This is a genomic window from Microvirga soli, from assembly GCF_016734765.1.
Classification (GTDB): domain Bacteria; phylum Pseudomonadota; class Alphaproteobacteria; order Rhizobiales; family Beijerinckiaceae; genus Microvirga; species Microvirga soli.
Map to the genome: position 1 here is coordinate 212,150 of NZ_JAERQE010000001.1, position 13,821 is coordinate 225,970.

Sequence of the window (13,821 nt, forward strand, 5' to 3'; positions counted from 1 at the left end):
TGTGTGGACCGCGGGCTTTGTGTGTTGGTTAGCGGATGCCCTTGGCCGACAGATCGACCACCTGAGCGGCCTTTTCCTTGGTGATCAGGTTCGGGCCCGAGGCCACGTCGCCGCCCGGCATCAGGCCGTACTTGGCGTAGTTCGCCAGGAACACCACCGGCAGATAGCCCTGCAAGTACTGCTGCTGGTCGATGGCGAAGACCGCCTCACCGGCAGCAACCGACTTCAGGAAGCCCGCCGACATGTCGAAGGTGGCGACGCGAATGGCGCCGGTCTTGCCGGCTTCCTTGACGGCCGCAACCGACGGCTCACCGGCCGTGCCGGCGCCAAGCGCCAGGATCGTGTCGACGGAGGCGTCAGCCGCAACCGCCGCCTTCACCTTGGCGCGGATGTCAGCCGGATCGTTCGACACCGGCAACACGGTGACCTTGCCGCCGAACCCTTCCGTGAAGCCCTTGCAGCGCAGGTCGAGCGAGACGTTGCCGACCTCCTGGTTCACGCACAGGCCGACCTTGCCGCCCATCTCCTTCAGCTTGGCACCGGCGATGCGTCCGGCCACGACCTCGTCCTGCCCCACATGGAGCAGAGCGCCGAGCTTCTTCGACACGTCGGAGCCCGAGTTCATGGAGATCACCGGGATACCGGCAGCCACCGCCTTCTGGATCGACGGCCCGAGCGCCGAAGCGTCGGGGATCGACACGATCAGGCCGGCGGGCTTCTGGTTCACGGCGGCATCGATGAGCTGGCTCATGGCGACCATGTCGAAGGTCTCGGGCGCCCGGTAATCAACCTGGACCTTCATGTCCTGGCCGCCCGCCGCCACGCCGTTCTTGACCACGGACCAGAACGGATCGTTGGCCTGTCCGTGGCTGACGACGATGATGCGAGAATTTTGCTGCGCGGCAGCCGGCGCGACCGCCGCGAGGGTCAGAGCGGCGGCTGCGGCAAGACCGGTAACGAGTGATTTCATGTGCTTCCTCCCAACTGGTATCTCATGCGCTCGATTGGCCAGAGATTTGGCTCGGCTGAGCGGTGCGGCTTCCAGGGCCGCTGGTATGAGTTGTCAGGGAAACACCAGAGATTCGAGAGCGAATCGTCCGTTTCCTGGCGTTCCCTCTTCCAGTTCGGTCATTCACTTCAAGCGGAATGCCAGAACCTTTTTGTTTATATATTGGAATTTTTATTCCATTTTTGTAGGATTGGTGTCAAGGCCGATCTGGAGCGGCAGGTCGGGGCAAGGGAACAGGCAAGAGCATGGACGATGCAGAGGCGACCACGGAGGCTCCGGACAGTTTCGACGGGCTTCGGACCCTTCTGCTCAACCGCCACGATGGCATGCCCAAACGGCTCAAGCAGCTTGCAGCCTTCGCCCTGGAACATCCCGAGGATATGGCCTTTGGGACGGTGGCGGGCATTGCCGAGCATGCAGGCGTTCAGCCGTCCACCCTGGTGCGCTTTGCCAAGAGCCTGGGCTATGACGGCTTCTCCCACCTGCAGCAGATTTTTCGCGATCGCCTGCGGGAGCGCTTTCCGGATTATCGCGAGCGCCTGAAAGGCTTGCGGGACGCAGAAGGGCATCACGTCCATGCGGCCTCCCTACTCGATGGTTTCGCTCATGCGGCCGCCGTCTCCCTGGACCGAATGCGCGGCTCCGTGCGCCCGGAGGAGCTGTCCCGCGCCATCGAGACGCTCGCCAAGGCCGACACGATCTATCTGCTCGGCGCGCGCCGGGTGTTTCCGGTCATCGCCTATTGCGCCTATGCGTTCGGGAAGCTCGGGGTGCGGGCCATTCTCATCGACCATGTGGGCCAGATCGGCCCCGAGCAGCTCGCCATCGCTACCAAGCGCGACGCGGCGCTCGCCATCAGCTTCACGCCCTATGCGCCCGTGACGGCCGACCTCGCGGCGGCCGCCGCCCAACGCAACATCCCGGTCGTGGCGATCACCGACTCGGCCTTCAGCCCGCTGGTGACGAGCGCCGATGTGTGGCTGGAGGTGGCGGAGGCCGATTTCGGCGCCTTCCGGTCGCTGTCCGCTTCGTTTGCGCTGGCGATGGCGTTGGCCGTGGGCACGGCCGAGAAGCGGGCAGAAGGGTAATTTAAGCGCCATCCCGGACGGCAAAGCCGATCCGGGATCGTTATCAGAACAGAGCACCGAAGCCTCAACGCTGTCATCCCCGCGCAGGCGGGGATCCATAAACACGACATCTCAGGTGAGGACGAACCGCGTCGCGCCTCGTTCTGCATCGTCAGCGGTTATGGATCCCGGGCTCCGCTGCGCGGCCCCGGGATGACACGTGTTCCTTACAGCCGCACCGGCTTCCCGCTCTGCGCCGACTCGGTTGCCGCATCGGCGAGGCGCTGGGCCATGAGGCCGTCATGGCCGGTCGGGTTGCACGGCTTGCCGTCGCGGATGGTGTTCAGGAACGTGGTGAGCTCGTCGCGATAGGCGTCCGCATAGCGCTCCAGGAAGAAGTCCTGCACCGGGTCGGCGGTGACGCCGGAGGCGTTCGCCACCTCCACCGTGGTGCGGTGGATGTTGCCGGCGCGGATCATGCCCTTCGAGCCATGGACCTCGATGCGCTGGTCGTAGCCGTAGGTGGCGCGGCGGGAATTGGAGATCTGGACGATGCGGCCCTTGGCGGTCTTGAGCATCACGGCGGCCGTGTCCACATCGCCAGCCTGACCGATGGCCGGATCGACCAGGGAAGAGCCCACCGCGTGCACCTCCACCGGCTCGTCGCCGAGTAGCAGGAAGCGAGCCATGTCGAGATCATGGATCATCATGTCCCGGAACAGGCCGCCCGAGGTCGCGATGTAGCTCACCGGCGGCGGGCCGGGATCGCGGGAGAGGATGGTCACGAGTTCCACCTCGCCCACCTCGCCATCGGCGAGACGGCGGCGAAGGGATGCGAAGTTCGGGTCGAAGCGGCGGTTGAAGCCGATCATCAGCGGCGTGCCGGCTTTCTCCACGGTGGCGAGGCAGGCCTCAATGCGGGCGCTCGAGAGATCGACGGGCTTCTCGCAGAACACCGCCTTGCCGGCACGCGCCCCGCGCTCGATCAGGTCGGCATGGGTCGTGGTCGGCGTGCAGACGAGGATGGCGTCCACATCGGTACGCTCGACGATCTCGTCCAGCGACGCAACCTCCGCGCCTGTCGCCGCCGCCAGTTCCTGCGCCGAAGGGGCGTGTGGGTCTGCGACCGCCACGAGGCGCGCGTCGGGATGGCTGGCGGCGTTGCGCCCATGAATGCGGCCGATGCGGCCGGCGCCCAGAACGGCGATCCTGATCATGTTTCCCCTCAGATCCTTTGCCGGCTACGGCAATATTTAGAATTGATATTCCAACATAACTTGCTAATAGAATAAACGTTCTACAGCCGCAAGGGCCGAACGAACGGCCTTCGCCCGGTGCCTTGAGCCCGAGAGCGGGAGGAATAGCATGAAGCCAGCCCTCGATGTCATCACCATCGGCCGCTCCTCGGTCGATCTTTATGGCCAGCAGGTGGGCGGGCGTCTTGAGGACATGGCTTCCTTCTCCAAGGCAGTCGGTGGGTGCCCGGCCAACATCGCCATCGGCACGGCGCGGCTCGGGCTGAAATCGGGCCTCGTCACCCGGGTCGGCGATGAAGCCATGGGGCGCTTCATCCGCGAGCAGATGGAACGCGAGGGCGTCTCGACGCATGGGATCACCACCGACAAGCAGCGTCTGACCGCGCTCGTGATCCTCGGTGTGCGCGACGAAGATTCCTTCCCGCTTATCTTCTACCGCGACAACTGCGCCGACATGGCCCTCACCGAAGACGACATCGACGAAGGCTTCATCGCCTCCGCTGCGGCGATTGTCGTGACAGGCACGCATTTTGCTCAGGAGACAACCGCCGCCGCGCAGAAGAAGGCGATCTGCATCGCCAAGGCGAACGGCCGCAAGGTGGTGTTCGACGTGGATTACCGTCCCAACCTCTGGGGCCTTCTCGGCCACGGAGCGGGCGAGTCGCGCTATGTGCGCTCCGATGCGGTGACGGAGCACCTGAAGCCGATCCTGACAGATTGCGACCTCATCGTCGGCACGGAAGAGGAACTGCACATCGCAGGTGGCTCCGAGGATACACTTGCGGCCATCCGTGCCATCCGGGCAATTTCGGCGGCCACTATCGTGTGCCAACGTGGCCCCATGGGCTGCGTGGTGTTTCCCGATGCCATTCCGGATTCACTCGATGACGGCGTGAAGGGACCCGGCTTCCCGGTCGAGGTCTACAACGTGCTGGGTGCCGGCGATGCCTTCATGTCCGGCTTCCTGCGCGGATGGCTGCGCAATGAGCAGCTTGAGACCTGTTGCGCCTACGCGAACGCGAGCGGGGCATTTGCAGTCTCGCGCCTGCTCTGCTCGCCCGAGATCCCGACCTTCCCCGAGCTGCAGCACTTCCTGAAGACCGGCAGCCGGCACAAGGCCCTGCGTTTCGACGAGGACATCAACCACATTCACTGGGCGACGACACGCCGGCCTCAAAGCCCTGCCCTCATGGCGCTCGCCATCGACCATCGCATGCAGCTGGAGGCGATGGCGAACGAAATCGGCGCGCCTGTGGAGCGCATCCCCGACTTCAAGGTTCTCGCCGTCGAGGCGGCCGCGCGGGTGGCGGATGGTCGTCCCGGCTTCGGCATGCTGATCGACGGCACCTATGGCCGCGAGGCTCTGTTCCGCGCCGCTGATCATCCGTTCTGGATCGGGCGCCCGGTGGAGTTGCCGGGTTCACGTCCGCTCGATTTCGAGAGTGGCGGCTCGCTCGGTGCGAAGCTTGTGGAATGGCCCGTGGGGCACACCATCAAGTGCCTGTGCTTCTACCACCCCGACGATCCGCCGGAGCTGAAGGAGCGTCAGGAGCGCGACCTGCTGCGCCTCCATGATGCCGCACGCCGCATCGGACGCGAACTGCTGGTGGAGATCATCGCCGGCAAGCATGGACCTCTCAAGACGGATACCGTCGCGGGCATCCTGCAGCGCCTCTACGATCTCGGCATCAAGCCCGACTGGTGGAAGCTCGAGCCGCAGCGGGATGAGGCCGCCTGGCACGCGATCGGCAAGGTCATCACGACGAACGATCCCCTCTGCCGCGGCATCGTGCTGCTCGGCCTCGAAGCGCCCGAGAACGAGCTGGAAGCGGCCTTCGCGGCTGCCGCCAAGGAGCCTCAGGTGAAGGGTTTCGCCGTTGGCCGCACGATCTTCAACGACGCTGCGCGGCGCTGGCTGAAGGGCGAGATCACGGACGAGGCGGCGGTCAGCGACATGGCTGCACGCTTCCAGCGCCTCGTCGATGCGTGGCAGCGGGCATCCGGCCGGGCGCAGGCCGCGTGAGGTCGACGGAGCTGTTATTCTGAAGACGAGCTTGAGAAGGCTGCGCCCTCGTCCAAGGTCGGCGCCATTCGAGAGGAAAATCCATGAGCACGATCCGCCTGACCATGGCGCAAGCCATTGCCCGCTTCCTGACGGCGCAGAAGACGGAGATCGACGGACAGGTGATGTCGCTCTTCGGCGGCGTCTGGGCGATCTTCGGCCACGGCAATGTGGCCGGCATGGGCGAGGCGCTGCACGGAGTTCGTGAGACGCTTCCCACCTTCCGTGCCCACAACGAACAGGGCATGGCCCATGCTGCCATCGCCTTCGCCAAGGCGTCGCGCCGCCGGCGCATGATGGCCTGCACTACCTCCATCGGTCCCGGCGCCACCAATATGGTGACGGCCGCAGCTGTGGCGCATGTGAACCGTCTGCCGGTGCTGCTCCTGCCCGGCGATGTCTTCGCCAACCGCAGGCCCGATCCGGTGCTGCAGCAGATCGAGAATTTCTCCGACGGCACGATCTCGGCCAATGACTGCTTCAAGCCTGTCTCGCGCTACTTCGACCGCATTTCGCGCCCTGAGCAGATCATCCCCGCCCTCCAGCGCGCCATGGCCGTGCTCACGGACCCGGCCGATTGCGGCCCGGTGACGCTGGCACTTTGCCAGGACACGCAGGCGGAAGCTTACGACTATCCGGAAAGCTTCTTTGCGGAGAAGATCTGGACCCAGCGCCGCATCCGCCCCGACGAGACGGAACTGGCTCAGGCCGCCGATCTCATCCGTAGCTCCAAGAAGCCCTTCATCGTCGCCGGCGGTGGCGTGCTCTATTCCGGCGCGGAACAGGCGCTCGCCGATTTTGCCGAGAAGCACGGACTCTCGGTCGGTGAGACACAGGCCGGCAAGTCGAGCTTAGCCCATGACCATCACGCCAATCTCGGCGCAGTCGGCGTCACAGGCACGGGGGCTGCCAATGCGCTGGCCGAAGATGCCGACGTAGTGATCGCGGTGGGAACACGCCTGCAGGATTTCACAACCGGCTCCTGGGCCCTGTTCAAGAACCCGAACCGGCGCATCGTCGGCCTTAACGTGCAGGCTTTCGATGCCACCAAGCACAACGCGATGCCGCTTGTATCGGATGCGCGTGTGGGCCTCGAAGAGCTGAGTCGGGCGCTCGGCAGCTGGAAGGCGCCGGAGGCCCTGGCCAGCAAAGCCCGCGAGGAGAAGTCCCGCTGGTTCGCCACTGCCGCCCGCTTCACTGACCCGACCAATGCGGAGCTGCCGTCAGACGCGCAGGTAATCGGCGCCGTGCAGCGCAATTCGCAGCCCACCGACGTAGTAGTCTGTGCGGCTGGCGGCCTGCCGGGCGAGCTGCACAAGCATTGGAAGGCGAATGCCGCGTTGGGCTACCACATGGAATACGGCTATTCCTGCATGGGCTACGAGATCGCCGGCGGGCTCGGCGTGAAGATGGCCGATCCCTCCCGCGAGGTGATCGTCATGGTGGGCGACGGCTCCTATCTCATGATGAACTCGGAACTCGCCACCTCGGTCATGCTGGGCCAGAAGCTCACTGTGGTTCTGCTCGACAATCGCGGCTATGGCTGCATCAACCGCCTCCAGCGCGCGACCGGCGGTGAGAGCTTCAACAATCTCCTGCAGCACACGAACCATGTGACGCTTCCTGACATCGACTTCGCCGCTCATGCCGCGAGCCTGGGTGCGCAGGCTGTCAAGGTGAAGGGCATTGGCGAGCTAGAGGACGCGCTGAAGAAGGCGCGCAACGCCGAGCGCAGCACCGTGATCGTCATCGACACCGATCCTCTCGCCTCCACCGATGAAGGCGGCCATTGGTGGGATGTGGCGGTGCCGGAGGTTTCCGTGCGCGAGCAAGTGAAAGCCGCCCGCAAGGATTATGAAACAGCCCTCGCCGCTCAGCGTGTGGGCGACTGACACAACAGAAGGATGAGAACATGACGATCCGCATCGGGGCGAACCCCATCGGCTGGTCCAACGACGACATGCTGGAACTCGGCGGCGAGACGCCGCTGGAGGTGTGCCTCGCCGAGGCCAAGGAAGCAGGCTTCGAGGGCATGGAGCTCGGCAACAAGTTTCCGCGCCAGCCTGAAGCCCTGAAGAAGGCACTCGCGCCCTTTAAGATGGCCTGCGTGTCCGGCTGGTATTCCGCCGAGCTTCTCACGCGCGATGCCGATGCGGAGATGAAGGCGCTGCGCCCGCATCTCGACTTGCTGAAGGCCATGGGCTCGAACGTGCTTGTCTTCGCCGAAACGTCGAACGCCATTCATGGCGACCGCTCGAAGCCCCTCTCGCAGCGTCCTGTGATGAAGGACGGCGACTGGGCCGAGTTCGGCCGCCGTATCACTGAAGTTGCCGAGCGCACCCTGCAGGAAGGTGTGCGCGTGGTCTATCATCACCACATGGGCACCATTGTGGAATCGGAAGCCGACATCGACGCCTTCATGAACTCGACAGGTGAGGCCGTTCATCTCCTCCTCGACACGGGCCACGCCACCTGGGGCGGCGCCGATCCCGCGGCCCTTGCCCGCAGCTACCGCAGCCGCATCAGCCACGTGCACACCAAGGACGTGCGCAAAGCCGTGATGGAGAAGTCCAAGGCGGAAGGCTGGAGCTTCCTCGATTCGGTCATCGAGGGCGTCTACACCGTGCCGGGTGACGGCATGGTGGATTTCGTCTCGGTGTTCAAGGAACTGCCGGGCTATAGCGGCTGGGTGGTGATCGAGGCGGAGCAGGACCCGAAGAAGGCTCATCCGCTGACCTATGCCAAGATGGGTTATGCCAATCTGACCCGCTACCTCAAAGAAGCCGGTCTGCGATAAGGAAGACATGCGATGTCCAAGCTTCTCGTCAAACCGTCGGCGCCCGATAGCAACGGGCGTATCCACGCGATCACGCCGGAATCCGCCGGCTGGACCTATGTGGGGTTCGAGGTCTATCGGCTGAAAAGCGGGCAGAGCCTCCGCCAAGCGACGGGAGACCGGGAAGCCTGCATCGTTCTGCTCTCAGGCAAGGCGCGTGTTGCGGCCGCCGGACAGGATTTTGGCACGATCGGAGGGCGCAACTCGCCCTTCGAGCCGGATCCGTGGTCGCTCTATGCGCCGGCCCACTCCGAGTGGTCGCTGCAGGCGGAGACGGATTGCGAGATTGCCGTCTGCACTGCGCCCGCCGAGGGCAAACTGCCGGCCCGCGTGATCGGTCCCGATCAGGTCGGCCAGGAGACGCGCGGCAAGGGCACCAACACGCGCCATGTGCGCAACATCCTGCCGGAGACTGAAGCAGCGGAGAGCCTGCTCGTGGTCGAGGTCATCACGCCCTCCGGTCATTGGTCGAGCTATCCGCCCCACAAGCACGACCGGGATATGCTGCCGCAGGAGTCTTTGCTGGAGGAGACCTACTACCACAGGCTCAATCCACCGTCGGGCTTTGCCCTGCAGCGGGTCTATACGGACGACCGTTCCCTCGACGAGACCCTGGCGGCCGCGAACGGCGACGTGGTGCTGGTGCCCGAGGGATACCATCCGGTTGGTGCGCCGCATGGCTATGAACTCTATTATCTCAATGTCATGGCGGGTCCGAAGCGGGTCTGGAAGTTCCACAACGACCCGGACCACGAGTGGATGCTGAGGCAGGCCTGAGGTCTTCCGTCGCTTGATCTGCCCGAGGCTTTCGGGCATGAGGCGAACATCGTTTCCCTGGGAGGCTTCATGACCTGGTCCGATCTCGCCTCGCGCGCCTTCAAGACTGTGATCGCGCTCGTGAGCGCCATCGTGATGGACTATGCGTTCCTGAATGGCCGCATGACGCGCCAGGCCGTAGCGGGGATCGAGCGCATGGCCGCCGAGGCGCCGGCCCTCGTCGACCGGCTGGTGACGAGCGCGCTCAACATCAAATGGGACCGCTGAAAGCTCAGCGCGCTCCGACGACCTCCAGGGCCATTCCGGCCATCATCGGCACGGCCTCGCCCATGCGGCGGGCGCGCTCGGGATTGGAGGCATTGCCATCCAGGGAACGCTTGTAGACTCCCTGCAGAATCGCCGCGAGGCGAAAGAAGCTGAAAGCCAGATAAAAGGGCCAGTGGCCGATCACCTCGGTTCCGGTGCGCCGGCAATAGAGCTCCACATACTCGGCTTCCGTGGGAATGCCATGGGCCTTCCGGTCGATGCCGCCCAAGCCCCGGAAGGCACCCTCTGAAGGCAGGCGCCACTGCATGCATTGATAGGCGAGATCGGCCAGGGGATGGCCCAGAGTCGAGAGTTCCCAGTCCAGCACCGCGAGAATGCGTGTTCCGGAGGGCTCGAAAATCATGTTGTCGAGGCGATAATCGCCGTGGACAAGGCTGACCCGCGCATCATCCTCCGGCGTGTGGTGTTCCAGCCATGCGATGAGTTCGTCCATCTCACGGATCGGATGCGTCTCCGACGCGCGGTACTGGCCCGTCCAGCGGACAAGCTGGCGCTCGAAATAGCTTCCCGGCTTTCCGTAATCGGCAAGACCGACGGCCGCAGGATCGACCTTGTGCAGGGCGGCGAGCGCCGCATTCATGGAGTCATAGATCGCGCTGCGATCCGCAGGGGGAAGATCCGGCAGCCTGCCGTCCCAGAAGATACGCCCCTCGACATAGTCCATGACGTAGAACATGGAGCCGACGATCGAGTCGTCCTCACATAGGTGCATGACACGCGGCACCGGCACGTCGGTATGGGCAAGCGCCGCCATAATGAGATATTCGCGGTCGACCGCGTGGGCCGATTTCAGCAGCGTTCCAGGCGGCTTGCGGCGCAGCACGAAGCGGCCTTGGGTCGACGTGATCAAGAAGGTTGGATTCGACTGGCCGCCGGCGAATTTATCTGCGCCGACCAGTTGGCCGAAGCCCGGAACATGCGCGGCGAGATAGGGGCCGAGGCGTTCCGTGTCGAGATGGGCTGCTTGCGCTGTCATGAGCTGTCAACCGAGCATGGCGAGTGTGATCCACTCCGCCGCAAGCGCCGGCTTCTCCGCGCCGTCGATCTCGACAGTCACCTGATAGCGCAGCAAGGCTTGCGTGTCGGAACGCATGGAAACCTCGGACAAGGTAAAGCGTCCCCTCAACCGCGCCCCGACCGACACAGGAGAGAGAAAGCGGACGCGTTCCAGTCCGTAGTTGATCCCCATGGTCCGATCTCTGATCGTCGGCAGCGCCTCCTGTCCCATGGCGGACAAAAGCGACAGGGTGAGAAAGCCATGCGCAATCGTGCCGCCGAAGGGCGCCTCCGCAAGAGCGCGCTCGGGATCGACATGGATGAACTGGAGGTCTTCGGTCACGGCAGCGAAACGGTCGATCCTGTCCTGGTCGATCGTCTTCCAGGACGAGACCCCGAGTTCCTGGCCAACCCGACTCCTCAGGTCTTCGATTGAGACGGACAGTGGCGCATGCACGTTCATAGCGACGCCTCGCCGAAGATCTTGTGCCCGGTCTCCACCCCGATGCCGCCATCGAGCGGAATGATGGCGCCCGTCGTGTAGGCGCCGCCGCGACCGCAGAGGAACAGGAGCGCCCCTGCGATATCGTCCGGCCGACCGATGCGACCGAAGGGCACGCTGGCGGCGACTAGCGCACGTTTTTGTTCATCGCCTGTAGCGAAAGCCGTCATGCGGCTCTGGAAAGGTCCCGGGGCAAAGGCATTCACGGTGATGCGGCGCGGGGCGAACTCTTTTGCGAGGATCCTCGTGAGGTGATGCACAGCGGCCTTGGACGCCGCATAGGAATAGGCATTATCGCCGATGGGCGCGGCACCCATCACCGAGCCGAGATTGACGATGCGAGCCGGATCGTCGTCGCTGGCCGCAGCCTCCAGCAGGGGCAGGAGTTGCTGGGTCAGCGTGAAGAGCCCCGCCACGTTGACAGAGAACACATTGTCCCAGGCCTTGTGCGGGAAGTTCTCCAGCGGCTCGCCCCAGGTCTTGCCCGCGTTGTTGACGAGGATGTGAAGATGCGGAGTGCGAGCCTTCACGTCGGAAGCGAGCGCCATCACGCCGGCCTCCGTCCCCACATCGCCGGAGAAGCCATCCGCCGTGCCACCGGCGTTGAGCGCGTTCAGCTCCCGCGCCACCGTCTCGCACGCCTCGCCCTTGCGCGAGGCGATCAGCACCCGCGCACCGGCGCGCACGAGCGCCTCGGCGATCATGCGGCCAATCCCGGTGGCGCCTCCGGTCACAAGCGCCGTCTTGCCCGTGACCGAGAACAGTGAGCTGAGGTAATCCTGAGCCATCAGCCGCTCACGCGGCTGTCGGAAGGACATAGTCCTTCAGGATCTTGCGCAGCTCCAGCTTGGAGATCTTTCCTGTGGCGGTCAGCGGAATGGTCTCAACGAAAAGGACATCGTCCGGCACCTGCCAGCTCGCCACCTTGGTGGTGAGATAGGCCAAGATATCCTCCTTCGCAGGCTTCGCATCGGGTTTCGGCACGACCACGAGGAGCGGCCGCTCGCCCCAGCGCGGATGCGGCATGGCGAGCACGGCGCAGTTGGCTACACCCGGTGCGCCCAGGGCCGCGTTCTCCAGATCGATGGAGGAAATCCACTCTCCGCCCGACTTCACCAGATCCTTGGTGCGGTCCACGATCTGCAGGAACCCGTCGGGCGTGATCTTGGCCACGTCACCGGTCTTGAACCAACCTTCCGCATCAAGAGCCTGCGCGGTTGCACCCTCGTTGTTGTAGTAGCCCGAGGCGATCGAAGGCCCGCGCACGCAGAGCTCGCCGAACGCCGCGCCATCCTTCGGCAACTCCTTGCCATTCTCGTCGACGATCTTCATGTCGACCATGAACAGGCGCCGTCCCTGGCGAACCTTCAGGGCGATCTTCTCATCGAAGGGCAGTTCCTCCATCTCCGGGCTCAGCATGCCGAAGGTACCGATGGGGCTCATCTCGGTCATGCCCCAGCCGTGGCAGACGCTGATGCCGTAATCGCGCTCAAAGGCCTCGATCATCGGCTGCGGCGCCGCCGAGCCGCCGATGATCACATAGTCGAGACCCTCCGGCTTGCGCCCCCGTTGCTTCATCTCGTGCAGAAGCCCGAGCCATACGGTCGGCACGCCCCAGCTGCTGTCGACCTTCTCGGTCTCCATGAGGTTGAACAGGCTCGCTCCGTCGAGCTTCGCGCCGGGGAAGATGAGCGCGGTGCCGGAAAGAGGGGCCGAATAGGGCAATGCCCATGCGTTGACGTGAAAGAGCGGCACCACGGGAAGGATCTTCTTGCCCATGCCGAAATAGCGCGAGGCGCCGATCACGGACGTCATGGCATGAATGACCTGCGAGCGGTGCGAGTAGAGCACGCCCTTGGGCTCGCCCGTGGTGCCGGAGGTGTAGCTCAGCGCCGCAGCCGTGTTCTCGTCGAGATCAGGCCAAGTGATCGTGTCCGGCTGCCCGGTGAGCAGATCCTCGTAGCATTTGACACCGTCGAGTCCCTCCTGCACCGGCATGGTGTCGCGGCCGGTCATGGCCACGAAGGTGATGTTCTGGGGCAGCTTCGGCCGCAGAGCCGCGACGAGCGGCGCGAAGGTGATGTCGAAGAAGAGCGCCGTGTCCTGAGCGTGGTTGACGATGTAGACGAGCTGCTCGGGGAACAGGCGCGGGTTGATGGTGTGGCATACGGCGCCGATGCCGGAGATGGCATAGTACAGCTCGAAATGCCGGTAGCCGTTCCAGGCGAGCGTTGCAACGCGGTCGCCGGGCTTGACGCCAAGAGCCCGCAGCCCATGGGCGAGCTGGGCTATGCGCTTGTGAATGTCCTTGTAGGTGGTGCGGTGAATGCCGCCTTCCGTCGCGACCGAGACGATCTCGGTGGTGGCGTGCACCTCCGCGGCCAGATCGATGATCGCCGGGATCGACAGCTGCCGATCCATCATCATTCCGTTCAACATCGTTTCTTCCCTCCGGTTTTTGCTTGTTGTCAGGAATTTATCGGCCGCTTGAAACTTGTCCAGCCTGACGCAGGGGTGGCATCGAGGCCTGATCCAGAACGGCGATGGTGGCGAGCGCCACCGCCGTCTGCTTCTCGCGCCCGTCCTTTTCGGTGAACACGTCCGCCGCCACGATGATCATGCGGCTGCCGGGCTTCACCACCCGCGAGCGGCAGATCAGCCGGTCTCCATCGGCCGGCGAGAATAGGTTGAGCTTGTATTCGGCCGTGAGAACGCCCTGCCCCGGCTTGAGAACGGTCGCGGCGGCAATGGTTGTGCCGTTGTCGATCAGAAAAGCCGTGACGCCACCGTGGAACAGGCCGTGCTGCTGGAGCAGATCGTCACGACGGGCTACGGAGATCGTCGCAGTGCCGGGCGTCAGTTCATCGATCTGCGCGCCCACCAGATGCATAAAGCCCTGCAGAGCTACGCGCTCCCGGATACCGGCGGCGCGGCTATCGAATGGGATTGCATCCATGTGGAACGCCTGCCCCTTTGTGGAAGAAGCAGG

The 13,821-nt window shown here is 64.4% G+C and carries 13 protein-coding genes; 6 read left to right on the forward strand and 7 right to left on the reverse strand.

Annotated features, from left to right (window positions below):
* Positions 1 to 28: 28 nt before the first annotated feature.
* Entirely contained in the window at positions 29 to 970 is a 942-nt protein-coding gene (locus tag JKL45_RS00920; protein ID WP_201859231.1) for a sugar ABC transporter substrate-binding protein, read from the reverse strand.
* Between the two features lie 284 nt (positions 971 to 1,254).
* On the opposite strand from JKL45_RS00920, the gene JKL45_RS00925 reads away from it, so the two are divergent.
* Positions 1,255 to 2,097 (forward strand): MurR/RpiR family transcriptional regulator, encoded by an 843-nt coding sequence (locus JKL45_RS00925; protein WP_201859232.1) that lies wholly within the window; start codon positions 1,255 to 1,257, stop codon positions 2,095 to 2,097.
* 206 nt (positions 2,098 to 2,303) lie between these two features.
* On the opposite strand, the gene iolG is transcribed toward JKL45_RS00925, so the two are convergent.
* Positions 2,304 to 3,293 carry an inositol 2-dehydrogenase gene (iolG, locus tag JKL45_RS00930; RefSeq protein WP_201859233.1) on the reverse strand — a complete coding sequence of 330 codons (990 nt, stop codon included), beginning with the start codon at positions 3,291 to 3,293 and terminating at the stop codon, positions 2,304 to 2,306.
* A gap of 148 nt (positions 3,294 to 3,441) precedes the next feature.
* Between iolG and JKL45_RS00935 the strand changes: the two genes are divergently transcribed.
* The 5 genes from JKL45_RS00935 to JKL45_RS00955 all read left to right on the forward strand — a co-directional run bounded on the left by JKL45_RS00935 (position 3,442) and on the right by JKL45_RS00955 (position 9,274).
* Complete coding sequence (locus JKL45_RS00935; protein ID WP_201859234.1) at positions 3,442 to 5,355, forward strand: bifunctional 5-dehydro-2-deoxygluconokinase/5-dehydro-2-deoxyphosphogluconate aldolase; 1,914 nt, start codon at positions 3,442 to 3,444, stop codon at positions 5,353 to 5,355.
* An 83-nt stretch (positions 5,356 to 5,438) separates the two neighbouring features.
* Positions 5,439 to 7,286: a 3D-(3,5/4)-trihydroxycyclohexane-1,2-dione acylhydrolase (decyclizing) gene (gene iolD, locus JKL45_RS00940; RefSeq protein ID WP_201859235.1), complete on the forward strand. Its 1,848-nt coding sequence runs from the start codon at positions 5,439 to 5,441 to the stop codon at positions 7,284 to 7,286.
* A 20-nt stretch (positions 7,287 to 7,306) separates the two neighbouring features.
* On the forward strand, positions 7,307 to 8,191 hold the full coding sequence (iolE, locus tag JKL45_RS00945) for a myo-inosose-2 dehydratase (RefSeq protein ID WP_201859236.1): 885 nt from the start codon (positions 7,307 to 7,309) through the stop codon (positions 8,189 to 8,191).
* Positions 8,192 to 8,203: 12 nt separating this feature from the next.
* A complete protein-coding gene (iolB, locus tag JKL45_RS00950) occupies positions 8,204 to 9,007 on the forward strand; it encodes a 5-deoxy-glucuronate isomerase (protein WP_201859237.1) in 804 nt (267 codons plus the stop codon).
* Between the two features lie 69 nt (positions 9,008 to 9,076).
* Entirely contained in the window at positions 9,077 to 9,274 is a 198-nt protein-coding gene (locus JKL45_RS00955; RefSeq protein ID WP_201859238.1) for a hypothetical protein, read from the forward strand.
* A gap of 4 nt (positions 9,275 to 9,278) precedes the next feature.
* Here the strand turns inward: JKL45_RS00955 and JKL45_RS00960 are convergent, their stop codons facing one another.
* The 5 genes from JKL45_RS00960 to JKL45_RS00980 are packed head-to-tail and all read right to left on the reverse strand — an operon-like array spanning position 9,279 to position 13,788.
* Positions 9,279 to 10,310 carry a phosphotransferase gene (locus tag JKL45_RS00960; protein ID WP_201859239.1) on the reverse strand — a complete coding sequence of 344 codons (1,032 nt, stop codon included), beginning with the start codon at positions 10,308 to 10,310 and terminating at the stop codon, positions 9,279 to 9,281.
* 6 nt (positions 10,311 to 10,316) lie between these two features.
* On the reverse strand, positions 10,317 to 10,793 hold the full coding sequence (locus JKL45_RS00965) for a MaoC family dehydratase (RefSeq protein ID WP_201859240.1): 477 nt from the start codon (positions 10,791 to 10,793) through the stop codon (positions 10,317 to 10,319).
* Entirely contained in the window at positions 10,790 to 11,620 is an 831-nt protein-coding gene (locus JKL45_RS00970; RefSeq protein WP_201859241.1) for an SDR family oxidoreductase, read from the reverse strand. The genes JKL45_RS00965 and JKL45_RS00970 overlap by 4 nt, the downstream gene beginning before the upstream one ends.
* A gap of 7 nt (positions 11,621 to 11,627) precedes the next feature.
* On the reverse strand, positions 11,628 to 13,271 hold the full coding sequence (locus tag JKL45_RS00975; protein ID WP_246498205.1) for a long-chain-fatty-acid--CoA ligase: 1,644 nt from the start codon (positions 13,269 to 13,271) through the stop codon (positions 11,628 to 11,630).
* Positions 13,272 to 13,308: 37 nt separating this feature from the next.
* Positions 13,309 to 13,788, reverse strand: a complete 480-nt coding sequence (locus JKL45_RS00980) for a PaaI family thioesterase (RefSeq protein ID WP_201859242.1) — start codon at positions 13,786 to 13,788, stop codon at positions 13,309 to 13,311.
* Between the last annotated feature and the right edge of the window lie 33 nt (positions 13,789 to 13,821).